The 26,604-nt window shown below is 72.3% G+C and carries 24 protein-coding genes; 14 read left to right on the top strand and 10 right to left on the bottom strand.

The window, feature by feature from the left end:
* Positions 1-24: 24 nt before the first annotated feature.
* Positions 25-1,410 (top strand): 8-oxoguanine deaminase, encoded by a 1,386-nt coding sequence (locus tag ACWD2L_RS15745; RefSeq protein WP_351334004.1) that lies wholly within the window; start codon positions 25-27, stop codon positions 1,408-1,410.
* 357 nt (positions 1,411-1,767) lie between these two features.
* Positions 1,768-3,120, top strand: coding sequence for a nucleobase:cation symporter-2 family protein (locus ACWD2L_RS15740; protein ID WP_351334036.1), 1,353 nt, complete (start codon positions 1,768-1,770; stop codon positions 3,118-3,120).
* Positions 3,121-3,387: 267 nt separating this feature from the next.
* Here the strand turns inward: ACWD2L_RS15740 and ACWD2L_RS15735 are convergent, their stop codons facing one another.
* The 4 genes from ACWD2L_RS15735 to ACWD2L_RS15720 form a co-directional block, all read right to left on the bottom strand.
* Positions 3,388-4,374, bottom strand: coding sequence for a hypothetical protein (locus ACWD2L_RS15735; protein WP_351334007.1), 987 nt, complete (start codon positions 4,372-4,374; stop codon positions 3,388-3,390).
* 173 nt (positions 4,375-4,547) lie between these two features.
* On the bottom strand, positions 4,548-4,970 hold the full coding sequence (locus ACWD2L_RS15730) for an acyl-CoA thioesterase (protein ID WP_351334010.1): 423 nt from the start codon (positions 4,968-4,970) through the stop codon (positions 4,548-4,550).
* Positions 4,971-5,077: 107 nt separating this feature from the next.
* On the bottom strand, positions 5,078-5,704 hold the full coding sequence (locus ACWD2L_RS15725) for a hypothetical protein (protein ID WP_351334013.1): 627 nt from the start codon (positions 5,702-5,704) through the stop codon (positions 5,078-5,080).
* 85 nt (positions 5,705-5,789) lie between these two features.
* Positions 5,790-6,383 carry a histidine phosphatase family protein gene (locus ACWD2L_RS15720; protein ID WP_351334015.1) on the bottom strand — a complete coding sequence of 198 codons (594 nt, stop codon included), beginning with the start codon at positions 6,381-6,383 and terminating at the stop codon, positions 5,790-5,792.
* A 192-nt stretch (positions 6,384-6,575) separates the two neighbouring features.
* On the opposite strand from ACWD2L_RS15720, the gene ACWD2L_RS15715 reads away from it, so the two are divergent.
* Positions 6,576-9,632, top strand: a complete 3,057-nt coding sequence (locus tag ACWD2L_RS15715) for a DEAD/DEAH box helicase (RefSeq protein ID WP_351334017.1) — start codon at positions 6,576-6,578, stop codon at positions 9,630-9,632.
* Positions 9,629-10,960 (top strand): SWIM zinc finger family protein, encoded by a 1,332-nt coding sequence (locus tag ACWD2L_RS15710; protein ID WP_351334019.1) that lies wholly within the window; start codon positions 9,629-9,631, stop codon positions 10,958-10,960. Before ACWD2L_RS15715 ends, ACWD2L_RS15710 begins: the two co-directional genes overlap by 4 nt.
* A 202-nt stretch (positions 10,961-11,162) precedes the next feature.
* Here ACWD2L_RS15710 and ACWD2L_RS15705 read toward each other — a convergent pair whose 3' ends face one another.
* Complete coding sequence (locus tag ACWD2L_RS15705) at positions 11,163-11,795, bottom strand: peptidase (protein WP_451189844.1); 633 nt, start codon at positions 11,793-11,795, stop codon at positions 11,163-11,165.
* A gap of 1 nt (position 11,796) precedes the next feature.
* Complete coding sequence (locus ACWD2L_RS15700; protein WP_351334022.1) at positions 11,797-13,005, bottom strand: pyridoxal phosphate-dependent aminotransferase; 1,209 nt, start codon at positions 13,003-13,005, stop codon at positions 11,797-11,799.
* A 106-nt stretch (positions 13,006-13,111) separates the two neighbouring features.
* Between ACWD2L_RS15700 and ACWD2L_RS15695 the strand changes: the two genes are divergently transcribed.
* The 7 genes from ACWD2L_RS15695 to ACWD2L_RS15665 all read left to right on the top strand — a co-directional run bounded on the left by ACWD2L_RS15695 (position 13,112) and on the right by ACWD2L_RS15665 (position 19,505).
* Positions 13,112-13,774 carry a winged helix-turn-helix transcriptional regulator gene (locus tag ACWD2L_RS15695; protein ID WP_351334024.1) on the top strand — a complete coding sequence of 221 codons (663 nt, stop codon included), beginning with the start codon at positions 13,112-13,114 and terminating at the stop codon, positions 13,772-13,774.
* A gap of 249 nt (positions 13,775-14,023) precedes the next feature.
* Positions 14,024-14,806 carry an MHYT domain-containing protein gene (locus ACWD2L_RS15690; protein WP_351334027.1) on the top strand — a complete coding sequence of 261 codons (783 nt, stop codon included), beginning with the start codon at positions 14,024-14,026 and terminating at the stop codon, positions 14,804-14,806.
* Positions 14,807-14,872: 66 nt separating this feature from the next.
* Positions 14,873-17,137: a sensor histidine kinase gene (locus ACWD2L_RS15685; RefSeq protein ID WP_451189839.1), complete on the top strand. Its 2,265-nt coding sequence runs from the start codon at positions 14,873-14,875 to the stop codon at positions 17,135-17,137.
* Between the two features lie 5 nt (positions 17,138-17,142).
* The gene (locus ACWD2L_RS15680) at positions 17,143-17,571 is read left to right on the top strand and encodes a roadblock/LC7 domain-containing protein (protein ID WP_351345256.1); all 429 of its coding nucleotides are present in this window, start codon (positions 17,143-17,145) and stop codon (positions 17,569-17,571) included.
* Positions 17,572-17,591: 20 nt separating this feature from the next.
* Positions 17,592-17,999: a DUF742 domain-containing protein gene (locus tag ACWD2L_RS15675; RefSeq protein ID WP_351345259.1), complete on the top strand. Its 408-nt coding sequence runs from the start codon at positions 17,592-17,594 to the stop codon at positions 17,997-17,999.
* The gene (locus tag ACWD2L_RS15670; RefSeq protein WP_451189836.1) at positions 17,980-18,567 is read left to right on the top strand and encodes a GTP-binding protein; all 588 of its coding nucleotides are present in this window, start codon (positions 17,980-17,982) and stop codon (positions 18,565-18,567) included. Before ACWD2L_RS15675 ends, ACWD2L_RS15670 begins: the two co-directional genes overlap by 20 nt.
* Before the next feature lie 23 nt (positions 18,568-18,590).
* Complete coding sequence (locus ACWD2L_RS15665; protein ID WP_351345262.1) at positions 18,591-19,505, top strand: HipA family kinase; 915 nt, start codon at positions 18,591-18,593, stop codon at positions 19,503-19,505.
* 468 nt (positions 19,506-19,973) lie between these two features.
* Here ACWD2L_RS15665 and ACWD2L_RS15660 read toward each other — a convergent pair whose 3' ends face one another.
* Complete coding sequence (locus ACWD2L_RS15660) at positions 19,974-20,597, bottom strand: class I SAM-dependent methyltransferase (RefSeq protein ID WP_351345238.1); 624 nt, start codon at positions 20,595-20,597, stop codon at positions 19,974-19,976.
* Positions 20,598-20,658: 61 nt separating this feature from the next.
* On the opposite strand from ACWD2L_RS15660, the gene ACWD2L_RS15655 reads away from it, so the two are divergent.
* Positions 20,659-21,333 carry a TetR/AcrR family transcriptional regulator gene (locus ACWD2L_RS15655; protein ID WP_351345240.1) on the top strand — a complete coding sequence of 225 codons (675 nt, stop codon included), beginning with the start codon at positions 20,659-20,661 and terminating at the stop codon, positions 21,331-21,333.
* Between the two features lie 62 nt (positions 21,334-21,395).
* Here the strand turns inward: ACWD2L_RS15655 and aceB are convergent, their stop codons facing one another.
* Both aceB and ACWD2L_RS15645 read right to left on the bottom strand, forming a co-directional pair.
* Positions 21,396-23,018, bottom strand: a complete 1,623-nt coding sequence (gene aceB, locus ACWD2L_RS15650) for a malate synthase A (RefSeq protein ID WP_351345242.1) — start codon at positions 23,016-23,018, stop codon at positions 21,396-21,398.
* A 200-nt stretch (positions 23,019-23,218) separates the two neighbouring features.
* On the bottom strand, positions 23,219-23,824 hold the full coding sequence (locus ACWD2L_RS15645; RefSeq protein ID WP_351345244.1) for a nucleotidyltransferase family protein: 606 nt from the start codon (positions 23,822-23,824) through the stop codon (positions 23,219-23,221).
* 231 nt (positions 23,825-24,055) lie between these two features.
* Here ACWD2L_RS15645 and ACWD2L_RS15640 point away from each other — a divergent pair, with 231 nt between their 5' ends.
* Positions 24,056-24,373, top strand: a complete 318-nt coding sequence (locus ACWD2L_RS15640; protein ID WP_351345247.1) for a DUF5955 family protein — start codon at positions 24,056-24,058, stop codon at positions 24,371-24,373.
* Between the two features lie 66 nt (positions 24,374-24,439).
* Here ACWD2L_RS15640 and yczR read toward each other — a convergent pair whose 3' ends face one another.
* Positions 24,440-25,918, bottom strand: coding sequence for a MocR-like transcription factor YczR (gene yczR, locus ACWD2L_RS15635; RefSeq protein WP_351345250.1), 1,479 nt, complete (start codon positions 25,916-25,918; stop codon positions 24,440-24,442).
* Between the two features lie 91 nt (positions 25,919-26,009).
* On the opposite strand from yczR, the gene ACWD2L_RS15630 reads away from it, so the two are divergent.
* Positions 26,010-26,513 (top strand): universal stress protein, encoded by a 504-nt coding sequence (locus tag ACWD2L_RS15630; RefSeq protein ID WP_351345253.1) that lies wholly within the window; start codon positions 26,010-26,012, stop codon positions 26,511-26,513.
* The last annotated feature ends 91 nt before the right edge of the window (positions 26,514-26,604 follow it).

Here is a 26,604-nt window from a genome sequence, read left to right as displayed (position 1 = left end):
ACACCGACTGAAGGAAGCAGCACCATGGCTCCTGCCACGGCAAACCGCATCGTCATCGAGAACGTCGCCATCGCGACGGTCGACGCGCACGACACCGAGTACGCCTCGGGCCACATCGTCGTGGCGGACAACAAGATCGAGTCCATCGGGGCGGGCAAGGCCCCCGAGGGACTCGAGAACGTCGTCCGCCGGATCGACGGCACCGGCCACCTGGCCACACCCGGCCTCGTCAACACGCACCACCACTTCTACCAGTGGATCACCCGTGGCCTGGCGACGGACCACAACCTGTTCAACTGGCTGAAGACGCTGTACCCGACGTGGGCGCGCATCGACGAGCAGATGACATACGCGGCGGCGCAGGGCTCCCTCGCGATGATGGCCCGCGGCGGTGTCACCACCGCCATGGACCACCACTACGTGTTCCCGAAGGGCACCGGCGACCTGTCCGGATCGATCATCCGGGCCGCCTCCGAGACGGGCGTGCGCTTCACCCTGGCGCGCGGCTCCATGGACCGCAGCGAGAAGGACGGCGGACTGCCGCCGGACTTCGCGGTCGAGACCCTCGACGGCGCGCTCGCCGCGACCGAGGAGACGGTCAAGAAGCACCACGACGCCTCCTTCGACGCGATGACGCAGGTGGCCGTGGCCCCCTGCTCCCCGTTCTCCGTCTCCACCGAACTCCTCAAGCAGGGCGCCGAGTTGGCGCGCTCGCTCGGCGTCCGTCTGCACACCCACGGCAGCGAGACCGTCGAGGAGGAGAAGTTCTGCCACGAGCTGTTCGGCATGGGCCCCACCGACTACTTCGAGTCGACGGGCTGGCTCGGCGAGGACGTGTGGATGGCGCACAGCGTCCACATGAACGACTCCGACATCGCCGCGTTCGCGCGTACGAAGACGGGCGTCGCGCACTGCCCGTCCTCAAATGCCCGACTGGCAGCGGGAATCGCCCGCGTCCCCGACATGCTCGCGGCCGGCGTGCCCGTCGGCCTCGGCGTCGACGGCACCGCCTCCAACGAGTCGGGTGAGCTGCACACCGAACTCCGTAACGCCCTCCTCGTCAACCGCCTCGGCGCACACCGCGAGGCGGCCCTGAACGCCCGTCAGGCGCTGCGCCTCGGGACGTACGGAGGAGCCCAAGTCATGGGCCGGGCAAGCCAGATCGGCTCGCTCGAAACCGGCAAGCTGGCCGACCTGGTGCTGTGGAGGATGGACACCCTCGCCCACGCATCGATCGCCGACCCGGTGACCGCGCTCGTCTTCGGCGCGGCCGCACCGGTCACCCTCTCCCTCGTGAACGGCCGCCCGGTGGTCGAGAACAGCCACCTGCTGCACGTCGACGAGGACGCCATCGCCCGCTCCACGCGGGAGGAGGCGCAGCGACTCGCGCGGATTGCCGCCGAGGGCTGACGAGTTGAGACTCCGGTCAGGGGGGACGGCCCCTGGCCGGGGACTCGAGCTGCCGAGCGGGCAGCTCGAGTGCCGCCCCGGGAACGTGGCCCAAAGCTTCACGTTCCCGGGGCGGCAAGTAATACCTGGGCGCACAACAACTGAACATCGAAGCACCACAGTTACGACCTTGCACCTTGCACCACCTCCCAGAAGCGAAAAGCGCCGGCTGCCTGCCGGGGCCGGAAAACAACCGGAGGAGCCGCAGTGGCGTCGAAGCCCAGGTTCACCAAGCAAGGCACGACCCCCGCCGAGTCCGAGGACGTCCGTACGGGGCATACCAAACATCCGGTCGACGAGAAGTTGCCACCGCTGAAGATGGCGACGACCGGTCTGCAGCACGTGGCCGCGATGTACGCGGGCGTGGTCGCGCCCCCGCTCATCGTCGGCGCGGCGATCGGGCTCAGCCCGAAGGAGTTGACCTTCCTGACGGGCGCCTGCCTGTTCACGGCAGGCCTCGCGACCTTCCTGCAGACGCTCGGCATCTGGAAGATCGGCGCCCGGCTGCCGTTCGTGAACGGAGTGACCTTCGCAGGCGTCGCCCCGATGCTCGCCGTCGTCGGCTCCACGAAGGACAAGGACGACGCGCTGCCGATCATCTTCGGCGCCGTGATCGTCGCGGGTGTGCTCGGCTTCATAGCCGCACCCTTCTTCTCGAAGCTGGTCCGGTTCTTCCCACCGGTCGTCACCGGCACGGTCATCACGCTCATCGGTGTCTCACTGATGCCGGTCGCGTTCGGCTGGGCGCAGGGACCCGACGCCAAGGCGCCGGACTACGGCTCCATGAAGAACCTGGCACTCGCCGGGATCACGCTCGTGATCGTGCTGATCATCCGGCGCTTCACGACGGGCTTCGTCAAGCAGATCGCGGTCCTGCTCGGCCTGGTCATCGGCACCGTCATCGCGATCCCGTTCGGCGCCACGGACTTCTCGCCGGTCGGTGACGCGGACATCATCGGCTTCCCGACCCCGTTCCACTTCGGCGCCCCGCAGTTCGCGGGCGCGGCCATCGTCTCGATGATCGTGGTCATGGTGGTCTCGATGACCGAGTCCACGGCGGACATGCTCGCCCTGGGTGAGATCGTCGACCGCCCGGCCGACGAGAAGACCATCGCGGCGGGGCTGCGCGCCGACACCCTCGGCACCGCCATCAGCCCGCTGTTCAACGGGTTCATGTGCAGCGCGTTCGCCCAGAACATCGGCCTCGTCGCGATGACGAAGATCCGCAGCCGGTACGTGGTCGCGGTCGGCGGTGGCTTCCTCGTCCTGATGGGCCTGTGCCCGATGGCGGCGTCGCTGATCGCCGTCGTGCCGCGCCCGGTGCTCGGCGGAGCCGGCGTCGTGCTGTTCGGCTCGGTCGCGGCCAGCGGTATCCAGACCCTGGTCAAGGCCAACCTGGACAAGGACAACAACGTCCTCATCGTGGCCGTCTCGCTCGCCGTGGGCCTGATCCCCATCGCGGTGCCGGAGTTCTACCACGCGTTCCCGGAGAACGCGAAGATCATCCTGGACTCGGGCATCTCGACGGGCTGTGTCGCGGCGGTCGTGCTCAACCTGCTCTTCAACCACATCGGCAAGGGGCGCGACGCCGACGACGTCACGCATCCGATGGAAGCGGGCAGCGACATCGCGGGACAGCGCTCCGAGCCGACAGCGGCGGGCGCGCACTGAGCGACGCGGCGGGGGTGGCGCGGTCGGCGACGCCGCCCTCGCCGCGTCTGATTCGCCCGCGTCTGATTCGTCGGCGTCAGATGCGCCCGCGTCGGACTCGTCGGCGTCGCGTGCGTCCGATTGTGACTCGTCGGCGTCGCGCGCGCCCGTGTCGCGCGCGTCCGCGTCACCCCGCCCGAGTCTGCGCCGTCGGCGTCGCGCGCGTCCGCGTCGGACCCGCCCGCGTCACTCCCGCCCGTGTCGCGCGCGTCCGCGCCCCGCCGCGTCTCAACCGCCGCAGACCGGCGCCGACTTCAGGTAGCCGCCCAGGTTCTCGTCGTCCGTGCCGAGCAGCGCCGTACCGTTCGCGCCCGGCACGCACTCCACCGCCTCGATCTTGCGGTCGTCGAACCTGTCCGGCGCGGTCCGTTGCGCGGCCATCCGCAGCGCCGCCCGGGTGCCCGATCCGTTCAGCGACACGCGTCCCGCCTCGCTCACTGCCGAGGCGAACGGCCCGTCGTCCCCGGCGTCCGAGGCCGAACTCACCATGATGCGCCCGGACTTGGTGAGGGAGATGTCGGAGACGTGCCGCACATCCCCCTTCGGGTAGGCCGCGCGGAACTCCGCCTTCTCGACGTTCCCGAACTCCGCCTCCCCGTACTCGCCGACGGAGAACGGCGCCGCGAACACCGTCGCCGGGCGGTCCGCACCCGCGCCCCGGTCCGCCCACACCGCGACCGTCCTCCCGTGCGACGTGCCGAGCGCGAAGCTCTCGAAGTCCGCGCCCTCGGGGATCGCGGGCAGCGGCGACAGGTCGAGCACCCGCGCGGTGCCCCCGTCGACGTGCAGCCGGTACACCAGACCCCTGCCGGCCAGCGCCATGAACTCGCCGTCCGTGCCCGGCACCGCCTCGACCGCCTCCAGGTCCGTGGGCTCCGCGCCGTCCCACACGAGCGGCGCGACCGTCGTGGCCTTCGGTGCGGACGGGTGGAAGGTGACGCGGCTGATCCGCCGCTCGCCGGGCTTCTTGTTGTCGTGTACGACGAGGGCCTCCACGGCGCCGCCCGCCACGGCCCCGCCGGTGAGCGCGAGACCGCTGACCCCGGACTTGGCGTCGTCGCCGACCTGTTGCCAGCCGCCGGGCGCGGTCCCGGCCGTCCGGGGCGTCCCGGTCGCGGGCGCTGCCGCCGAGGCGAGGGCCAGGGTCACGAGGGTGGCGGCGAGCAGGGACGTGCGGCGCAACTGCATGGGGAGGGCCTCTCGGAACGGTGGCACGGGTGACACTCGGCGTGATGTGACGCGCGTAGAAAGTGCGGCTGAAGGGACCGTAGCGATCTTCCCGTGGCGCGGCAAGAGAGTGTGGCCGGGCGGCCGGTGGCGTACTCCGTATGCCTCAAATGCGGGCACACTTCAGTGAGTTGGGGATAGCGGCCGGATCGGGGTGGTGGTCAGAGGCCGAAGGCGGCGGGGGCGGAGGCCAGTTCCTTGAAGATCTCCGCAGGGTTCTTCACCAGCTTGCGCTCGGTGAGGTCCATGACGCCGCTCACCGCGGACACCTCGGCCGCCACCGTGCCGTCGGCCCTGCGGATCGTCTGGTGGACGCGGAACACCTTGCCCTCGCCGAACTCGAAGGCGCAGCTCACGTCGACGACGTCACCGGCGCGCAACTCCCGCAGATAGCGGATGTTCGTCTCCAGGACGACGGGGCCCACCCCGCGGCCGAGCAGGGCACCTTCGTCGAGGCCGGCGCTGCGCAGGAGCGACCAGCGCGCGTGCTCCGCGTACTGCAGATAGACGGCCTGGTTGAGGTGCCCGTTGACATCGATCTCGTACCCACGGACCTCGACCGGTACGGAAAACTGCTCTGCCACGACGTTCCTCTCGATGGCTCGACGATTCGATGACTCGACGATGGGGTGTTGTGCCGATCATGCCAACAGGTGGGTGGGGGACGGCATCCGGTCCGCCGTGAGGTGCGTTACGCACGTCTGGGCGACGCCAGCAGATAGCGGGGCCCGCCGCGCGCCTGCGCGTGCTCGCCGACCTGCCAGCCCGCTTCCCGTAGCGCCGCCGCGCACGCCGCGAGCCCGGCCGGCTCCGAGTGGTGCACGGCGACGGCCTCCGGCTGCGGGGTGTCCTGCACGCGATAGCCGGGACCGGCCCCGGCCGCGGGTACGCAGCCCGCGGCCTCCAGGGCGAGCGCGGCGGACGGGCCGAGCCGGCCGCGCTCCCAGGCGCACGGCCGGTCCGTCGCGCCGTCCGGGTTCGTCATCCGGCGTATCTCCAGCAGGCCCTGCCAGGCGGTCCGCACCTCGCGTGCCCGCGCGGGCCCCGCGTCGGACCGCGGCTCGCCGCCGAGTCGCGCGGCGAACACACCGCCGGACTCCGCCGGTTCGGGCTCGGCGGCCGGGGGCCCGTCCCCGGCCTCCCGCAGCCGGTGCCCCGCCGGGGTCAGGAAGTGCTCGTGCGGGGGCCGGGGGTGCCGGAACGCCAACTTCAAAACGATGAGCCGGTCGAGCTGGGCGGGCGTGCCGGAGATCCGGCCCGTCTCCGGGTCGGCGGCGTCGATGATGCGGCGCTGCGCGGCAGTCGGCGGTCTCGTCATGGCGTGCCTCCCATCTGGTGACGATGGTGCACGACGGGTCTGACAACGGGCCGGGGTGAACGGGCGTGAGGACGAGCGGACGGGCTCAGGGCCGCAGGTTCCAGCCCGAGATCACCGGTCGGCCGTGCTCGAAGGTGAGGCGGCTGACCGTGCCCGTCGACAGCAGGAAGTGCGAGCCGCCCGACGGCGGCAGGCCGAGGCGTCGCGCGGTCAGGACGCGCAGGAAGTGGCTGTGCGAGACGAGGACGACGCTGCCCTCGTAGTTGGAGAGCGCCGCGTCGACCTTGGACAGCATCCGGTCGGCACGCTCGCCCACCTCCTCCGGCGTCTCGCCGGGATGCTCGGCGGGCCCCGGCGGCACTCCGTCGTCGAAGAGGTACCAGTCGGGCCGGGTGCGCTGGATCTCCCGGGTGGTGACACCTTCGTACGCGCCGTAGTCCCATTCGTGCAGGTCCGCATCGACGGTGTAGCGCTTGAGGCCGGCGAGCTCGGCGGTCTCGCGGGTGCGCTGGAGGGGGCTCACGAAGACGGCCCCGACGTGGTAGCTGCCGACGAGGGGCGCGACGCGGCGCGCCTCTTCCCGCCCGTTGTCGGTGAGCGGGATGTCGGTGAGGCCGGTGTGCTGTCCGGTCAGGGCCCATTCGGTCTCGCCGTGCCGGACGAGAAGCAGATCACCCAAGGTTCGCGCCTGTTCGATTGGAGGTGGGCAGATGCATCCCCATTGTCCCCGGGTGGGGGCGCGCGGGCCTGCCGGGTGGGGCGGACCGGGCACCCCGGGCGGCCCCGGGCACGGGATCAAGGATTGTCAGACCCGCCCCGTAAGGTCTTAGGGGTCGTCGAGGCCTGAGCGGAGAGAGAAGAGGGAGGTGGCGTGAGCGTGCCGGAGCTGTCGGGTGTCCCGCTGAGCGCCGCCGCCGTCTTCCTGCCCGATCCGCTGCCGCGCGCGGGGCGGATCGCCTTCTGGGCCCCGGACGCGGATGCGTCGGAGGCGTCGGACGAGTGGGGTGGGGCGGGCGGGTCGGCCATTCCGGGGGCTGACGGTGAGCTGACCGTCGTGCGGTCGCACGGCTCCACTGTGCGCAGCCGCAAGGTTCCCGCGCTCGTGCTGCCCGTCCTCGACGCGCTGCCGCTGCTGCTGCGGGCCCGTCGCACCCGGGGCGCCCATCCGGCGGCCGCCGCCTGGGGCGCGGCCGCGGCGCACGCCCTGCACCTGGTGGCGCGGGGCCGCCTGCTGCCGGGCCTCACCGCCTCCGACCACGACGCGTGGCGCGCGGGCCCGCTCGACGAGGACGACGTGGCGCAGGTGCGGGGCATCGCCGCCGCCCTGCCGCCCGAGGGTTACGCGACGCCGGTGCCGGGGAGCAGGCCGCTGCGGGTCCCGCAGCCGGAGGCGCTGGTACGGGCACTGCTCGACGCGGTGGCCGACGCGCTGCCGCGCAGCCCGGCCGCGGCGCACGCGGCGGGCGCCCCGTTCGCGGCCGCCGCCGCCCAGCACATTCCGCGGGCACGCCCCTGGGCCGTCGAGGCGGCGGCCGGGCTCGACGCGGGCGTGAAGGTGTCGCTGCGGCTGGACTTGTCGCAGGCAGCGTTGTTCGACGGGGACGATGGGCCGGGGCCGGGGCCGGGACCGGAGCCGGAGCCGGAGCCGGAGCCGGCGTCGGAATCGGCTCCGGTGTCAGCGTCGGATCCGGGATCGGCGTCGGAGCCGGTGTCGGCGCTGGTGGGGGAGTCGGTCCCAGAGCCGGAATCGGAGTCGAGGGCGGAGTCCGGGGAGCGTGCGGGAGCGCGCCGCGCGGGCGCCGCGATCGTTCAGGTGCACAGCCTCGCCGACCCCACGCGGGTGGTCGACGCCGCGGGACTGTGGGCGGGGGAGGCCGGCGAGCACTTCGGGCCGCGCGCCCGGATCGACGCGGTGCTCGCGGTGCGACGTGCCGCGCTCGCCTGGCCGCCGCTCGGCCGCCTCCTGGAGCAGGACGTGCCGGACGTGCTGGCCCTGTCCGACAGTGAGCTGACGGATCTGCTCGGGCCCGGCGCCGCGCGTCTCGCCAAGGTGGGCGTCACCCTGCACTGGCCGCGCGACATCGCCCGCTCCCTCACCGCGACCGCCGTGGTGCGCGCGCAGGCCGCGCCCGGCTCGGCGACCGACGGGACGCCGTTCTTCGACAGCGATGAGCTGCTGAAGTTCAACTGGCAGGTGGCGCTCGACGGGGACCCGCTGACCGAGCGCGAGATGGACCTGCTCGCCGAGTCGCACCGCGCGGTCGTGCGGCTGCGCGACCAGTGGGTGGTCGTCGACCCCGATCTCGTCCGCAAGGCCCGCAAGCGGGAGTTGGGCCTGCTTGAGCCCGTCGACGCGCTGGCCGTCGCGCTGACCGGCGAGGCCGAGATCGACGGGGAGCGGGTCGCGGCCGTGCCCACGGGCCGCCTCGCCGAGCTGCGCGACCGGCTCACCCGCGGCATCGACACGGTCGAGCCGCCCGAGGGCCTGCACGCGACACTGCGCGACTACCAACTGCGGGGCCTCGCCTGGCTCGACCTCATGACCTCGCTCGGCCTCGGCGGCTGCCTCGCCGACGACATGGGCCTCGGCAAGACCGTCACGCTCATCGCGCTGCACCTGCGCCGCGCCAGGCCCGCGCCCACGCTCGTCGTCTGCCCGGCCTCCCTGCTCGGCAACTGGCAGCGGGAGATCGAGCGGTTCGCCCCCGGCGTTCCGGTGCGCCGCTTCCACGGCGTGGACCGCGCCCTGACCGGCGTCGAGGGCGGCTTCGTCCTCACCACGTACGGCACGCTGCGCACCCGCGCCGGCGAACTCGCGGGACACACCTGGGGCATGGTCGTCGCGGACGAGGCGCAGCACGTGAAGAACCCCAACTCGGCGACGGCGAAGGCGCTGCGCACGATCGAGGCCCCCGCGCGCGTGGCCCTCACCGGCACACCGGTGGAGAACGACCTGTCGGAGCTGTGGGCCCTGCTCGACTGGACGACACCCGGCCTGCTCGGACCGCTCAAGGCGTTCCGCGCCCGGCACGCGCGCGTGGTCGAGGGCGAGGTCCCCCTCCAGGGCCAGGGCGGGACGAACCCGGAGGCGATCGAGCGGCTCGCCCGCCTGGTGCGCCCGTTCATCCTGCGCCGCAAGAAGTCCGACCCCGGCATCGTCCCCGAACTGCCCCCGAAGACCGAGTCCGACCATCCCGCGCCGCTCACCCGCGAGCAGGTGTCGCTCTACGAGGCCGTGGTGCGCGAGTCGATGGCGCAGATCGAGGAGGCCGAGGGCATCGGCCGACGCGGCCTGATCATGAAGCTGCTCACGTCCCTGAAGCAGATCTGCAACCACCCGGCGCAGTACCTCAAGGAGGGCCAGGGCGACGGCTCCCGCCCGCGTCTGGCGGGCCGCTCCGGCAAACTCGCCCTCCTGGACGAGCTGTTGGACACGATCGTGGCCGAGGACCGCTCGGTGCTCGTCTTCACCCAGTACGTGTCCATGGCCAAGCTGCTCGCCACCCACCTGACCACCCGCGGCATTCCCAGCCAACTGCTGCACGGCGGCACCACGATCGTCGAGCGCGAGCGCATGGTTGACCGATTCCAGTCCGGTGAGGTGCCCGTCTTCCTGCTCTCTCTGAAGGCGGCCGGCACCGGACTCAACCTCACGCGCGCGGGGCACGTGATCCACTTCGACCGCTGGTGGAACCCGGCCGTGGAGGAGCAGGCCACCGACCGTGCGTACCGCATCGGGCAGACGCAGCCCGTGCAGGTCCACCGGTTCATCGCCGAGGGCACCATCGAGGACCGGATCGCCGAACTCCTCGCCACCAAGCGGGCGTTGGCGGACGCGGTGCTCGGCACCGGCGAGGCGGCGCTCACCGAGCTGACCGACCGGGAGCTCACGGACCTCGTGACGCTGCGCAGGGAGGCCACACGATGAGCCCGACGCGAAGGTCCCAGGGGTCGCACAGGACGCCCCGGCCGCACGTCCCGGGACGCGCGGGCGCCGATGAGCAGGCCCGCGCCCGGCACCTCGACGCGCGCCGCACGTTCCCGCCGCTGCCGCCCCGCGCCGAGCCCGGCGGCAGCTTCGCCCTCACCTGGTGGGGCAACGCCTGGGTGGACGCGCTGGAAGACACGGCCCTCGACCCGGCCCGCCTCGCCCGCGGCCGCGCCTACGCGGACCGTGGCCACGTCGACGCGATCACCGTCACCCCGGGCCGCGTCGTCGCCTACGTGCACGGCTCGCGCCCCCGCCCCTACCGGGCCGAACTGCGCCTGCGGGAACTTCCGGACGAGTCGTGGGACCGCTTCCTGAGTACGGCCGCGGCCCGCCCCGAACACCTGGCGTCGCTGCTCGACAAGGACGTGCCGCACGCGCTGGCGGCGGCCGCCGATCTGCTGCCCACGGTCGACGACCTCACCCCCGAGTGCACCTGCCCGGACCGCGGCCACCCCTGCAAGCACGCGGCGGCGCTCTGCTACCAGACGGCCCGGCTCCTCGACGAGGACCCGTTCGTCCTGTTCCTGTTGCGCGGCCGCGGCGAGCAGGAGCTGCTGCGGGCGCTGACCCGGCGCAGCTCGGTGCACGAGGCGGAGGAGCGTTCCAAGGCGCGGGCCCCCGAGCTCGACTCGCTCCCGGCGAAGGAGGCGTACGCGAGCGCGGGGGCCGGGCAACTGCCGCGGCTGCCCCCGGAGTTCCCGCCGCCGCGGTACCCGGAGCGGCCGCCCTCCTACCCGCAGGCGCCGGACGCCCCCGACCCGCTCGCGCTCGACCTCCTCGCCACGGAGGCGGGGGTCCGTGCCCACGCGCTGCTCACCACCGGCGCCGATCCGATCGCGCCGCTCACCCCGTGGCAGGACGCGGTTCGCCTCGCGGCGGCGCACCCCGGTTCGGGGCTCACGGCGGCGACCCGTGCGCTGTATGCCTCGCTGTCACGTGGCACGGGGCGTACGCCCACGGATCTGGCGCGGGCCGTCGCGGCGTGGCGGCAGGGTGGGCTCGAGGGGCTCTCGGTCCTGGAGGAGGAGTGGGATCCGCCGGCCGGGCCGTTCGACCGGGCCCGTCCTGCGCTTCTTGCCGTGGGGCACCCGGACTTCCGGCCTCACCGCAACCATCTGTCGACGCTGACGGTGCAGCTCCGTCTGGGGCGGGACGGGTGGTGGTACGGGTACGAGTCCGATCCCGGGCGGGACGAGTGGTGGCCCCGCGGGGAGCCGGGTCGGGATCCGGTGTCGGCATTGGACTCCCTGCTGGGCCGGGGCTGACACCAGGCCCGGCCCCCCGGCCACGGGGCTCCGCCCCGGACCACGCGCCTCAATCGCCGGCGCTATTTATAGCCCCTGCGGCGAGACCGGTGCGGCCCACTGAAGCCCCTGCGGCGATTGAGCAGCGGGGTCCGGGGCGGAGCCCCGATCTTTTGGGCCGGCGCCGGGTGGGAGCGTGCCGAGCGCGGCTATGTGGTCGCCGTCACCGGCTCGCCCCCGCCAGGGACATACCGCGGCCTGCGAAGAACTCTCCGAAGCGCTCCACCGGCAGGTCAGCCGTGCGGGTCGCCGCATCCGTGCCCGACGGGTTGTGGAAGTGGTAGCCGGAGCCGTCCGGTGTGCGGGACGTGACGAGGACGAGGTGGCCGCCGCGGCCGGGGGCCGGTTCGTGCGGGCGGCGGATCGCGTAGTGCACGGAGGCGATGACCAGGCGGCCCACGTCGAGCAGTTCGCCGATCTCGTCCGCGCGCAGCGTGCGGTGCACCTCCGCGTCGACGCCGTGCACCTCCCGTACGTACTCCACCGCGGGCGCGTAGATCATGCCGCGGATGTCGCCCTCCACGTCCACCCGGTACGCGCCGAACTTCAGCGTCCCGTCGCGCAGTTCGAAGAGCGAGGGGGCGCCCGGCCCGAGCGCCATGCGCAGGCACGTCGCCCCGCACAGGTGCCCGCACCAGCGCGCGTAGTCCTCGACCGTCGCCGCGCCCGACTGCCGCCACGCGGGATCCCGTGCCCGGTCGAACCGCCCGGACACGATGGGCCCGACCAGCTCGGGGGAGGCGAACTGCGTGTGGCTGGGGTGCCCGCAGGTGCTGCACGAGGTCGAAGTGATCACGTCACTGACGGTATCCGCTCAGGAAGCGTCCGATGCGGCTGATCGCGGCATCGAGATCATCGGCGTAGGGGAGGGTCAGGATGCGGAAGTGGTCCGGGGTCGGCCAGTTGAAGCCGGTGCCCTGGACGACCTGGATCTTCTCGCGCAGCAGCAGGTCGAGGACGAACTTCTCGTCGTCGACGATCTTGTGCACCTTCGGATCGATCCGCGGGAAGGCGTACAGCGCACCCTTGGGCTTCACGCAGCTGACGCCCGGGATCTCGTTCAGCTTCTCCCACGCCTTGTCGCGCTGTTCGAGGAGCCGGCCGCCGGGCGCGGTGAGTTCGCGGATCGACTGGCGGCCGCCGAGCGCGGCCTGGATGGCGTACTGGGCGGGCGCGTTCGGGCACAGGCGCATGGAGGCCAGCATGGTGAGGCCCTCCAGGTAGCTCTTCGCGTGCTGCCGCGGGCCCGTGACCACCATCCACCCGGACCGGAACCCGGCCACCCGGTACGTCTTCGACAGGCCGGAGAAGGTGAGGACGACGAGGTCGGGGGCGAGGGTGGCGGCGGTGTGGTGCACCGCGTCGTCGTAGAGGATCTGGTCGTAGATCTCGTCGGCGAACACCATCAGGCCGTGCCGGCGGGCGAAATCGAGGATGCCCTCGACGATCTCCTTCGGGTAGACCGCGCCGGTCGGGTTGTTGGGGTTGATGATGACGACCGCCTTCGTGCGGTCGGTGATCTTCGATTCCATGTCGGCGAGGTCCGGGTACCAGTCCGACTGTTCGTCGCAGAGGTAGTGGACGGCCTTGCCGCCGGAGAGCGTCGTGACCGCCGTCCAGAGCGGGAAGTCGGGCGCCGGGATGAGGACTTCGTCGCCGTCCTCCAGGAGCGCCTGGATCGCCATCGAGACCAGTTCGGACACGCCGTTGCCGAGGAAGACGTCGTCGACCCCGACGTCGAGGCCGAGCGCCTGGTAGCGCTGGGCGACGGCGCGGCGTGCGGAGAGGATGCCGCGCGAGTCCGTGTAGCCGTGGGCCTGCGGGAGCATCCGGATCATGTCCTGGACGATCTCCTCCGGCGCCTCGAAACCGAACAGGGCCGGGTTGCCGGTGTTCAGGCGCAGCACGCTGTGGCCCGCCTCCTCCAGCGCGTTGGCGTGCTCGATCACCGGGCCGCGGATCTCGTAACAGACCTCGCTCAGCTTGCTCGACTGCCGGAACTCCATGCGCTTGCCCTCCAGGCGGACCAGGTGTCACTGTGCTGAACCGTTGTTGCTTGGTTTTACCAAGTGTGCGCTTGGAAAGTCCAACAAGTTGCATAGACTGCGCGCCATGCCACGCCGAAGCTACGACCAGTACTGCGCCGTCGCCCGCGCGCTCGACGTCGTCGGGGACCGCTGGACGCTCCTCATTGCGCGCGAACTCCTCGCCGGGCCGCGCCGCTACACCGATCTGCACGCCGACCTGCCGGGCGTCAGCACGGACATGCTGGCCACGCGGCTCAAGGACATGGAGCGCGACGGCCTCGCCGAGCGCCGCCGGCTCCCCGCGCCCGCCTCGGCGTACGTGTACGAACTCACCGAGCGGGGGCGCGGATTGCTGCCCGTGCTCCGGGCGCTCGGCGAGTGGGGCGCCCCGGAACTCGCCGAGCGGCGGCCCACCGACGCGGTGCGGGCGCACTGGCTGGCATTGCCGCTGGCCCGGCAGTTGGAAGCACTGGGGGAGTCGGGTGCGGTGGAGGTCCGGGTCGACGAGGGGGTCTTCCACGTACGGGTGGGTGGGGAGCCCAAACATCCCGTGCATCCCGCACGTCCCGTATACGGGGACGGGGCCTATCCGGACGGGGAGCCGGACGCGCGGCTGACGCTCGGGGAAGAGGTGTGCGGCGAGGTCGCCCGAGGGGTGGTCGGTCTGGTCGAGGCGGTGCGCGGCGGACACGTCACCGTGACCGGAGACGGTGCGCTGGCGAAGGCGCTGCGTGGCGGAACTTCCTGAACTGGAACCCCTCTACGTAGATCGGTGGCAATGTCCGGACCGTCCCGAGGCGCGGCGTGACAAGAGTCGCAACATCATTCGGGGTCACAGGACGCGCCTACTTGTGAAGGCCCCATGGACTCGGGCTCTACCGGTCGGTAACCCCTCTGGTGCAGGCCAATTACCGCTCTGAACAGGCCCTCTTATGCGTGTTAGCGTCCCGGTCGACCGGGGGGCCGATGTGAAGAGTGAGAGGGACCCGTAGCGAATATGGGGCACATGCACCACATGACGGGCGGCTGGATCACTCCGCTCCTGTCGTACGTGATGGCTGTCGTGGGATCCGCTCTGGGCCTGCGCTGCACCGCGCGCGCCCAGGCCGCCGGGCAGAGGTCCAGGCGGAACTGGCTGGTGACCGCTTCCGTCGCGATCGGCGCCGGGATCTGGACGATGCACTTCATCGCGATGCTCGGCTACGCCGTCGACGGCACCGCGATCCGCTACGACATCCCGCGCACACTCCTGAGCCTGCTCGTGGCGATCCTGGTGGTCGGCGCCGGCATGTTCGTCGCCGGGTACGGCAGGTCCCGCGCCCTCTCCGTCGTGCTCGGCGGACTCGGAACCGGGCTCGGCGTCGCCGCGATGCACTACATCGGCATGTCGGCCGTGCGGCTCAACGGGTCCCTGTCCTACGACCCCGTGCTCGTGGCCGTCTCCGTGGTGATCGCCGTCGTCGCCGCGTCCGCCGCGCTGTGGGCCGCGCTGTTCGTGCGCGGATCCGTGGTCGCCGCCGTCGCCGCCCTCGTGATGGGCCTCGCGGTGAGCAGCATGCACTACACCGGAATGGCCGCCGTGAAGGTGAGCGTGCACCCGGGAACCGCGCCGTTGTCCGGCGCCACCGCGACCGCGTTCATCCTGCCCCTGGCCGTCGTGCTCGGCTCCTTCCTCTTCCTCACCTGCGCGTTCGTCGCGCTGTCGCCGACGGCCGACGAACGCGCGCGGAGCGCGGCCGCGGCCCGCCCGCTGCACGAGGTCGAACTGCCCGCCACGTAGGCGCGGCGCCCCTTGGGCGTACGCCACCACCCCCACACCACTCAGGCCCGGCCGAGGAGCTGTCCCATGCCCGCGCGCTTTCCGCTGCCCGAACGGCTGCGCTCCAAATCGATCAGAGCCAAGGTCGTCACCCTGCTCACGGTCCCCGTCGTCTCCGTGATGGCGCTGTGGGGCCACGCCGCGGTGACCACGGCGTCGCAGATATCCGACAAGGAGCAGTTGAAAGAGGTCAACTCGGCGCTCGTCGCGCCGATTTCACGGTTCACCGGCGCCGTGCAGGACGAGCGCGCCGCCGCCATGAAGTACCGCGTGGCCCACGACGCCACCACGCGGCAGGACTTCACGGAGTCAACGGCCCGTACAGACAAGGCGGTTGACGCCCTCGACGCGGGACTCCGCTCCATCAGCACCGACCTCGCCGACCTCGACGCGGCGCTGCCCGACCGCATCCAGAAGCTGAAGTTCAGCGCCGGCTCGCTGTCCGGGCCGCGCCAGAAGGTGGGGGCGCCGGGCGCCGTGCAGGCCATCGGCGGATACGACACCGCGGTCCAGCGGGCCATGTCCGTACGGGCCGGACTCGCCGCGGCCGACAGTGGCACGGCCCGTACGCTGCTGCAACTCGCCCGCGCACACGACGCGTTGAGCCGCCAGAACGCGCTGCTCGGCGCCGTGCACGCGGCCGACGAGAAGATGACGCCGAGTCAGTACCGCGACTTCGTGGGCGACGTGGCGGTGCAGCGCAGCCTCACCGAGGCCGCGCTGCCCGAACTGAAGGGCGCCGACGCCACCGCGTTCCGTGCGGCGCTCGGCACCGCCGGCGCCAAGGACCTGAGCCACGTGCAGGACATGGTCCTCGCCGCGGGCGCCTCGCAGGCCGCCGAAGCGGTGCCCGCCGGGCGCTGGCAGGCGGACGCGCGGGACACCCTGGCCGCCCTGGACAAGGCCGGGTCCCGCGCGATCGACGAGGCCGCGGGCGCCGAGCCGTACTCCCTTTCCTCCCTGGGCAGTTCGGGCATCGCCGTGCTCCTCGGCCTGCTCGGTGTGATCGTGTCGCTGCTGCTCTCCGTACGGATCGGGCGCGGCCTCGTCGCCGACCTCACGGGGCTGCGCGACACCGCGCTCGACATGGCGGCGACCCGGCTGCCCGCCTCCATGCGGCGCATCCACAACGGCGAGGACGTCGACCTCGACAAGGAGGCACCGCTCGACGAGACGCCGCACAGCGACGAGGTCGGGCAGGTCGGCGCGGCCCTCACCACCGTGCAGCGCGCGGCGCTTCGCGCGGTCGCGGACCGGGCCGCGGTCCTCACGGGTGTCTCCGGGGTGTACGTGTCGCTGGCGCGCCGCAGCCAGGTGCTGCTGCACCGCCAGCTCGACCTCCTCGACGCGATGGAGCGCCGGACGGAGGACCCGACGGATCTTGAGGACCTGTTCCGCATCGACCACTTGACGACGCGTATGCGTCGGCACGCCGAGTCGCTGCTCATTCTCTCCGGGTCGGCTCCGGGGCGCGCCTGGCGCAATCCGGTGCCGCTGATCGACGCGGTCCGTGCGGGGCTCGCCGAGACGGCCGACTTCGACCGGGTCCAGCTGCAGGACATCCCCGAGCTCTCCCTCGCGGGCTCGGCCGTCGCCGACGTGGTCCACCTCGTGGCCGAACTCGCCGAGAACGCCTCGGCGTTCTCGCCGCCGCACACGCCTGTGGTGGTGCGCGGTGAGCCGGTCGGGGCTGGGGCCTGTCTGGAGATCGAGGACCGTGGCCTCGGGATGAGTGACGAGGCGTTGGCCGACGCCAATGCGCGGATCCTCGCGAGTGACATCGACCTGTTGGACTCCCGCAAGCTGGGGTTGTTCGTGGTCAATCGGCTTGCGGGGCGGCAGCGGTTGGACGTCACGCTGCGGCGTTCCATCTACGGGGGCATCACCGCGGTGGTCTTCATCCCGCAGAACCTTCTGGAGGCGATGCACGTCGGCCGCCCTACGCCCCGGGGCTCCGCCCCGGACCCCGCTGCTCAATCGCCGCAGGGGCTTGAATTCCGCCTTGGGCAATCTGCCGCCTTGGGCGGCAGGGTGGGCAAGGCGGCACCCCGGCGCGGCGCGCCCGATACGGACGGCCCCGAGCCCGGCATGGCAGAGACGGACGACCTTCCGCGACGTGTGCGGCAGGCCGGCATCAGCCCGGAGTTGCGGGACAACGTGCCCGCGCAGGGAGACGCCGCGGGGACCGGTGCCCGGTCGCCGGAGGCCGCCCGCGCCACCATGACCTCGCTGAGCTCGGGCCGCAGACGCGCCCGCGCCGCCCGCGACGAGAACGACGGAGGACCCCGATGACGCCGATGACCCCGACGTACAACGTCACCAACCTGGGTGGCGGCGACGGCATCGACTGGCTCCTCGACGAGCTGGCCGCCCGCGTCCGCGAGGTCCACCACGTCGTCATGCTCTCCGGCGACGGCCTCTGCGTCGGCGCCTCCACCGGCCTCGGCCGCGACGAGTCCGAACGCTTCTGCGCGATCGCCTCCGGCTTCCACTCCCTCGCCAAGGGCGCGGGCCGGCACTTCGACGCGGGCGGCGTCGTCCAGACGATGGTCGAACTCCAGGGCGGCTTCCTGTTCGTGGTCGCCGCCGGCGAGGGCTCCTGCCTCGCCGTGTTCACCGACGGCCACGCCGACATCGGCCTCGTCGCGTACGAGATGGCGCTGCTCGTGGACCGCGTACGCGAACACCTCGGCGTACCGACCCGCGCGGACGGCGACACCCCGTGACGCCGCGACCCCCCGACCGCATGGACGCCTGGTCCGACCGGTACGACGAGGACGCGGGGCCCCTGGTCCGGCTCTACGCCATGACCTCGGGCCGCGCCCGCACCGGCAACGGCGCGGAACGCATGGACCTCATGGCCATCGTCCGCCCCACCCGCACCAGGCCGGAGGGACCGCTGCCGCCCGAACAGCGCGAGCTGCTCGCCCTGTGCCTGCGTGGCCCGCGCCCGCTGGCCGACCTGGCCTCCGACTCCGGCCTCCCGCTCGGCGTCGTACGCGTCCTGCTCGGCGACCTGACGGCGAAGTCCCTCGTCACCGTCGCGCCGCCGGACGCCTCCGCCACCGATCCCGCCACGGGCGAACCCGCCTCCTACGCCCGCCCCGACGCCCACCTCCTCCGAGAAGTGATCAATGGCCTTCGCGCACTCTGACCCGATGACCACACCCGCCCGCGCCGACTTCACGGCCCTGAAGGTGCTGATCGCGGGCGGTTTCGGGGCCGGCAAGACCACGTTGGTGGAGTCCGTCAGCGAGATCCGCCCACTGCGCACCGAGGAGGACCTCACGGTCGCCTCGCGCGGCGTGGACCACCTCGACGGCGTCACCACCAAGTCGACGACGACCGTGGCCATGGACTTCGGCCGCATCACGCTGCGCGACGACCTCGCGCTGTATTTGTTCGGCACGCCGGGCCAGGACCGGTTCTGGTTCCTGTGGGACGAGCTGGCGACGGGGTGCCTGGGCGCGGTCGTCCTCGCGGACACCCGCCGGCTCGCCGACTGCTTCCCGGCGGTCTACTACTTCGAGAGCCGCGGCATCCCGTTCATCGTCGCGGTGAACTGCTTCGACGGCGTACGTTCACACTCCGCGGAAGCGGTCTCCCGCGCGCTCGACCTCGGCCAGGACACCACGGTGCTGCTGTGCGACGCCCGTGACCGGGAGTCCGGCAAGGAGACGCTGATCTCGCTCCTGGAGCAGGTGCTGCGCCAGGACGCGTGACCACCCGACCGTATTAGCCTGACCTGGTGCCCACGCTCAGAGAAATCACCGCGACCCGCTATGTGAACCCGCTGCGCACCGGCGGCTCCGTACCCGGCGTCGTCGAGGCGGACGACCTGGGCACGTACGTGCTGAAGTTCACCGGGTCCGCGCAGGGCGTGAAGGCGCTCGTGGCGGAGATCGTCGTGGGTGAGCTGGCGCGCGCGTTCGGGCTGCGCTTCCCGGAGTTGGTGCTCGCGCACTTCGATCCGGCGCTGGGGGCGGACGAGCCGCACCAGGAGGTCAAGGAGCTCCTCGGGGCGAGCGCGGGGCTCAACCTCGGCATGGACTTCCTGCCGGGCGCCGTGGACTTCACGCCGGAGATCGCCGAGTCCTTCCCGGTCGACCCGCTGGAGGCGGCCCGCATCGTCTGGCTCGACGCGCTCACGGTCAACGTGGACCGTACGGTGCACAGTTCGAACCTGATGGTCTGGCCCGCCCTCGGTATCGCCGAGCCGAAGCTCTGGCTCATCGACCACGGTGCGGCGCTCGTCTTCCACCACCGCTGGGACGGCGCGGACCCGGCGAAGGCGTACGACTTCCGGCACCACGCGCTGGGCGGCTACGGCCCCGACACCCGCGCGGCCGACGCGGAACTGGCCCCCAAGGTCACCGAGGACCTGCTGCGCGGGATCCTCGCCCTGGTCCCCGACGCGTGGCTCACGGACTTCGCCACACCGGACGAGGCCCGGGACGCCTACGTCACCCACCTCCTGGCCCGCGCCCGCGCCTCCGCCTCCTGGCTGCCCACGGACTTCCCGTCCCGCGACGAACTCGCTGCGGCGGACGCGCGGCGCGCGGCGGCGACGGAACGGGGCCGCCCCGCCTGGCTGAAGCGCGTCCCCGACCTCCACGGAAAGCCCCCGGCGGGGCCGGACTGGTCCCGCCACGTGGGCTGACCCCACGCTGCGCGCGGGCCCACGCCCCCGTGCGTGGGCGCGGCCACCCTCTCTTGAACGGGCCCCGCCCACCTCCCACCACCCGCCCCCTCCGGGGGCTCCGGCTCGACGGGTGCCGTCGGGCCCTCCGCGCCCCGGATCTCTGGTGCCCGGCTCCCCGGGCTGCGGCGCGCCGCAGGGCGTGCGACTGGCCTCGCCCCTGCTTCTGCGGCGCCGACGCCCGTCGGCCGGGATCCCTTGGAGGGGGCGGTGGGGTGGGAGCTGAGCGCCAGGACGGTGCGAAGTCGAGTGCCGGGAGGTAGACGGGGCGCCCTCGTGAGCCGGTTTCAGCCGCCGGACACGGGGTGCCACTTGAGGCGGTTGGCATCGCCGGGTATGGGGGCCGCTTGGGCCCGTTGCCGCCCGGCGCCGTGCGCCCCTGAGGGTGTCGCGGCCGGAGGGGCGCACCGCCGGCCGCAGGCCGGGGTGTCAGCCGTCGCGGTGCAGTGTGAACCAGAAGGTCGGGAAAGGGTTCGTGCCAGGAGTTATGTCCATCAGCCGCCAACCGGTGAACCTGGCACGGAGTTCGTCCGCCGTGACCCCGGAGAACGTGGTGTCCAGGACCCCGGGCCCGTAGCCGAACATCAGCAGGCGCGCTCCCGGCGCCGCCCGCGCCGTGAGACCCGCCGCATACGCGTCCCGGCGGTGCGTCGGGATGCCGCAGAAGCAGCTCAGGTCGAAGAACAGGTCGTACGGCCCGCGCACCCCCACCTCGTCAAGGCGCGTGGCGTCCCCGCACAGCACCGTGACGTCCACCTCCGCCGCTTCGGCCTTCTCCCGGGCCCGCGTCACCGCACGGTCGACCAGGTCCACGGCCGCCACCCGCCAGCCGTGCCGCGCCAGGTACACGGAGTTGGTCCCCGTGCCGCAGCCGAGTTCGAGGGCGCGGCCGGGCGGCAGCGCACCGGGCCCTTCCACCACCTCCACCAGCTCGGGCGGTGTGACGCCGGAGTCCCACGGCGGCCTGCCGTCCCGGTAGTAGTCCTCCAGCGCGCGGCGCACCGCCGCCTCCTGGTCGAGCTCCTCAGTGGTCCATGTCCCGGTCTCGCGCATCGCTGCCCCCAAGAGCTTAGAGTTGAACTCTAGTGTCTGACTCCAGAGATAGACTCCCGCCATGGCCGCGGTCAAGGGATCCGACAAACGCACGGGCAAGGGCACGGACAAGCGCCCCGACAAACGGGCCGAACGCTCGCGCCGCACCCGCGAGAAGGTCGTCGCGGCCGCGCGGGACCTGTTCGTCGCGCAGGGATACGGGGTGACGAGCCTTCAGGAGGTCGCGGACCGCGCGGGCGTGGCCGTCCAGACGGTGTACTTCGTGTTCGGCAACAAGCGCGCGCTGTTCAAGGACGTCGTCGACACGTCCATCGCCGGTGACGCCGAGCCGGTCGCCACGATGGGGCGGGACTGGTTCCGCGACGCGTGCGCCGAGCCCACCGCGGCCGGGCAACTCCGGGCCCACGTAAGGGGAGTGCGCGAGATCCTCGGCCGCGTCGCCCCGATCATGCCGCTGATCGCCGCCGCGGCGGCCACGGACGCGGAGATCGCCGCGCAGTGGCCCGCGGGCCCGGACCCGCGCTACACCGTCCAGTACGCGGCGGCCGAAGCGCTGGTCCCCAAGCCCGACGCCCGCGCCGACGTCGATGTCACCCGCGCCGCCGATCTGCTCTACGGGCTGCTCAGCCCGGAGCTGTACCTGGTCTTCGTCCGCGACCGCGGCTGGTCCCCCGAAGCCTGGGAGGAGTGGGCCCGCACGGCCCTGACCGCCGAACTGTGCTCCGACCACGCATAAGCCGATGACGCGTAAGGGGCCCGGCGCCATCCCGGCGCCGGGCCCCCACACACCGCGAAACGTCAGCCGAGCTGCTCGTAGGCCGGCAGCGTCAGGAAGTCCGCGTAGTCCGCGTCCAGGGAGACCTGGAGGAGGAGGTCGTGGGCCTGCTGCCACTTGCCGGCGGCGAACGCCTCGTCGCCGACCTCACCGCGGATGGCGGCCAGCTCCTCCGCGGCGACCTTGCGGGCCAGCTCGGCGGTGACGGGCTCGCCGTTGTCGAGGACGACGCCCGCGTTGATCCACTGCCAGATCTGGGAGCGGGAGATCTCCGCCGTCGCCGCGTCCTCCATGAGGTTGAAGATCGCGACGGCGCCCAGGCCGCGCAGCCACGCCTCGATGTAACGGATGCCGACCTGGACGGCGTTGACGAGTCCGTCGTAGGTGGGCTTCGCGTCGAGCGAGTCGATGGCGATGAGGTCACCGGCGGCGACGCTCACGTCCTCACGGAGCCGGTCCTTCTGGTTCGGCTTGTCGCCGAGGACCTTGTCGAAGGACTCCATGGCGATCGGGACGAGGTCCGGGTGCGCGACCCAGGAGCCGTCGAAGCCGTCGCCGGCCTCGCGGTCCTTGTCGTCGCGGACCTTCGCGAAGGCCACCTTGTTGACCTCGGCGTCGCGCCGCGACGGGATGAAGGCCGCCATGCCGCCGATGGCGTGCGCGCCGCGCTTGTGGCAGGTGCGGACGAGGAGTTCGGTGTACGCCCGCATGAACGGCGCGGTCATCGTCACCGCGTTGCGGTCCGGCAGGACGAACTTCTGGCCGCCGTCACGGAAGTTCTTGACGATGGAGAAGAGGTAGTCCCAACGACCGGCGTTCAGGCCGGAGGCGTGGTCCCGGAGCTCGTAGAGGATCTCCTCCATCTCGTACGCGGCCGTGATCGTCTCGATCAGGACGGTGGCGCGCACGGTGCCCTGCGGGATGCCGACGTAGTCCTGCGCGAAGACGAAGATCTCGTTCCAGAGGCGGGCCTCCAGGTGCGACTCCGTCTTCGGGAGGTAGAAGTACGGGCCCTTGCCGAGCTCGATCAGCCGCTTCGCGTTGTGGAAGAAGTAGAGGCCGAAGTCGACGAGCGCGCCGGGGACCGGCTTGCCGGCCTCGTCCACGAGGTGACGCTCGTTCAGGTGCCAGCCGCGCGGGCGCGTCACGACGGTCGCGAGCTCGTCGGCGCCCTTGAGGGCGTACGACTTGCCGGAGCGCTCGTCCGTGAAGTCGATGGAGCGGTTGTAGGCGTTGATGAGGTTGAGCTGACCGCCGATGACGTTCTCCCACGTCGGGGCGGAGGCGTCCTCGAAGTCGGCGAGCCAGATCTTCGCGCCGGAGTTGAGCGCGTTGATGGTCATCTTGCGGTCGGTCGGGCCGGTGATCTCGACGCGGCGGTCGTTCAGGGCGGCCGGGGCCTCGGCGACCTTCCAGGTGTCGTCCGCGCGGACGGCGGCGGTCTCCGGGAGGAAGTCGAGCGTGCAGGTGCGGGCGATCTCGGCGCGGCGCTCCGTGCGGCGGGCGAGGAGCTCGTCACGCCGGGGCGTGAAAAGGCGGTGCAGCTCGGCCACGAAGGCGAGGGCCGCTTCGGTGAGCACCTCGCCCTGTCCGGGCAGGGTCTCGGCGTCGACGATGGCCAGCGGGGACGGCGCTGGTGCGGACATGTGGCTGTCACTTCCTTCAGCGAGCGAACGGCCCCTGCGGCACTGGGTGCCGGGGCCGCCTGGGTATGGCTGCTGGCCCCGCTTCGGGGGACCGGCCCTTCTCAACAGTGGATATTAGTTTCCTCATTGTGGAAGTTCAATGGTTTGTTGACGTCGAGATTCTCAGAGTCGACAGAACGTGGCTCTGCGTGCCATCCGACTTACTCAAGGTGCTTGAGATCGGCCTCCCTGTCGATGTCGTACGCCTCGGCGATGTCCCCGCACTCCACGAGCTCCAACACCCCCGCGCGCTCCTTGAGGTACGCGCGCGCCCCGCGGTCGCCGCTCGCGCTCGCCGCGATCCCCGTCCAGTGCTCCCGGCCGAACAGCACCGGATGCCCACGCTCCCCGTCGTACGAGGCCGCCGCGAGCGAGGCGGGGGAGCGGTGCGCCGCGAGCACCCGCGACACCGCCGCCGCGCCGATCCCCGGCTGGTCCACCAGGAGTACGAGCGCGGCCTCCGCCTCCGTGTCCGCGAGCGCTTCGAGCCCCGCCCGCAGCGAGGACCCCATACCCTCCTCCCAGTCCGGGTTCTCCGTCACCTGGCACCCCTCCAGTACGGCCCGCTCCCGTACGTCGCCGGCCGCGGCCCCGAGTACCACGTGCACGGGATCGCATCCCCCCGCACGCAAGGTGCGTACCGCGTGCTCCACGAGCGGCCTGCCGCGGTGTGAGAGGAGTGCCTTGGGTCGGCCCCCGAGCCGTCGCCCGCCACCCGCGGCGAGCAGCAGCCCCGCCACCACCGTGTCTGTGCTCTTCGTCGTCATGTCCCCTGCATATCGCACACCGGGTGCGATCGAAGTCGTTCACTTTTTCACAGTTGCCTTGCGCAACGGACTGGCGAAACGCTTGCGTGTGGCGTTAACTGGGCCGCCACAAACCCGAGTTGGACACCCGACCGACGCTCCGGCCGGGTTACGCAGTAGTAGCACTTGAGAATTACGAGAAGTACTTGAGCAGGACAACACACGCACAAGGACGTGCGAGGGGGAGCAACTGTGTTGCGGAGTGTGGAGCAGAGGCTTGTGACCGGGAGCGATCAGGACCCGCGGGTGGACGAGCTGCGTACGGCCGTGTCCCGGCTGCGCCGGGAACTCGCCGCGCATCCGGTCGAGTTTCCCGACCGGGGGATAGCGGAGGACGAACTCGCGGCGCTGGACGCGATGGCCGGCGGGGGCCGGCCCGAGGTGCCGAGGCTGCGCCGCTCGCTGTTGCTCGTGGCGGGGGCGATCGGCTCGGTGAGTGCGCTGTCCGCGGCGCTTTCCCAGGTCAGGGGCGCCGTGGAACTGTTCGGAGGGCCGCCTTCGCAGGGCTGACGTACTCGTGGACGAGAGGGGGCCGCGCCGAAAGGCCGCGGCCCCCTCCGCCCGTTCAGCAGGGCCCTACGCCACCCAGCGCGGCCGCCCCGGCTCCTCGCCCGCCCCGCCGAGCCCACCGTCGAGAGCCGCGGCGATCCGCCGCACCGCCTCCTCGGCGACCTCCACCGGCTGCACGTACGGGACGCGCAGCCGGTGCTCGAACGTGCCGGGGTCCGCGCCGAACCGCGACCCGCCCTCGATCCGCACTCCGCGGCGCAGCGCGGCCCGCCCGAGCGCGGAGGCGACCGGCCGCCCCAGGTCCACCCAGAGGGAGAGCCCGCCGGGCGGCGTCTGCCAGCGCCAGTCCGGGAACTCGCGGCCGAGCGCCTCGGCGAGCCGGTCGCGGCGCTCGCGCAGCACCGGGATCCGGCCGCGCAGAATGCTGTCCTCGCGGTCGAGCAGCCGCCCCGCCACCAGCTGGTCGAGGACCGAGCCCGACATGTCGGCGGTGACCCGCAGTGCCGTCAGCTCGGTGATCAGGCGGGTGCCCGCGCGCACCCAGCCGACCCGGAGCCCGCTCCAGTGCCCCTTGCTCAACGAGCCGACGGTGACGATCTGTTCGCCCCCGTCGGGCGGCGCGAGCGCGGCGAACGGCGGCTCGCTCACCCCGTCGAGCGCGATGTCGGCGATCGTCTCGTCGATGACCAGCCAGGTGCCGGTCGCCCGCGCGGCGGCGATGATCTGCCGCCGCTGCTCGCTCGGCATGAGCCGGCCCGTCGGGTTCTGGAAGTCGGGGATCAGGTACGCGAGTCGGGGCGCCGACTGCCGCAGCGTGGCACCGACCAGGTCCACGTCCCAGCCGTCCTCGGTGACCGGCACCGGCGCGGTCCGCAGCCCCAACTGGCGGATCACCGAAAGGGCGTTGGCGTACGACGGGTTCTCCACCAGGATCCGGTCGCCGGGCCTGCCGAGCAGCGTGAGGGTGAGCGACACGGCCTGCTGGGCGCCCGTCGTGATCAGGATCTGCTCGGGCAGCGTGGGCAGGCCGCGCCGCGTGTACCGCTCGGCGATCTGGGCGCGAAGCTCCGGCAGCCCGTACGGGTGGTAGCCGTTGGTCACCGCGTGCCGGGCGACGTCCGGGGCCGCGGCGGCGTACGCGGCCGACAGCTCGTCCTCCAGGAATCCGGGCGCGGCGACCGCCAGATCGATCACGTCGTCCCCCGCGGCGGGCGTCGCCACGACCGTCGGGCGGGCGCCCTCCGGCAACTCGGTCCACGTCCCGGCGCCGCGCCTGCTGCGCGCGTACCCGCTCTCGCGGAGCAGGTCGTACGCGGCCGTGACGGTGGCCCTGCTGACTCCGAGCGAGGCCGCGAACTCGCGCTCCGCGGGCAGCCGCGTGTGCAGCGCGATCCGCCCGTCGAGCAGCAGCGTCCGTACGCCCTGCGCGAGCGCGCGGTAGCCGGGGCGCTCCCCGGCCACACCGGTCACGAGCGCGCCGAGCCGCCTGCCGCCGAGCCCGTGCCCACCGCCGTCCACGCTGCGGACCACCGCTTGGTCACCCATGCCACAACTCCGAGATTGGCCCTGCTGTCCAGGCCAATCAGCGTACAGAGTGGGGCTCGATCGGTGAGAAGTGGCCTGGAGGAGGGGTGTCATGGACGGCGAGCGGGTCGGTGGTCGCGTGGTGGTCGGGGTCAGCGGATCCCCGGCGAGCCTGTCGGCGTTGCGCTCTGCGGTCGCCGAGGCCCGGCGGTCCGGCCGTCCCCTGGTGGCGGTGCTCGCGTGGGAGCTGCCGGAGGGCGAGGCCATGTACCGGCGGTGGCCGGACGCCGCGTGGGCCCGGCACTGGTACGAGGAGGCCCGCGCCCGGCTGGCGGGGGCGTTCGACGAGGCGCTCGGCGGCCTGCCGCCCGACCTCGACGTGACGCTCCGCGTGGTGCGTTCCCGCCCGGGACCCGCCCTGGCCGGACTCGCGGCGCGCCCCGACGACCTGCTGGTCGTCGGCGTACGTCCACGGAGCCTGCGCCGCGCCGCCCACCGCCACGTACGGCGGCACGCGGTGTGCCCGGTGCTCACGGTGCCGGTGCGACCGGTCCAGCGGGCGGAACTGCGGGCGCTGCGACGGGTGCGGGCGGCGGACTTCGAGGTGACGCTCTAGGGCGTGTTTCGAAAGTAGCGTCGTCCGCCCGGAGGGCGGGCCTCGCGGGGTCTGGTGCGTGCGATCGCAAGGCGCCGGAATGGTCTCGTAG

This window comes from Streptomyces sp. NPDC002754, from assembly GCF_053592315.1.
This window is presented reverse-complemented; position numbering and strand designations above follow the sequence as displayed.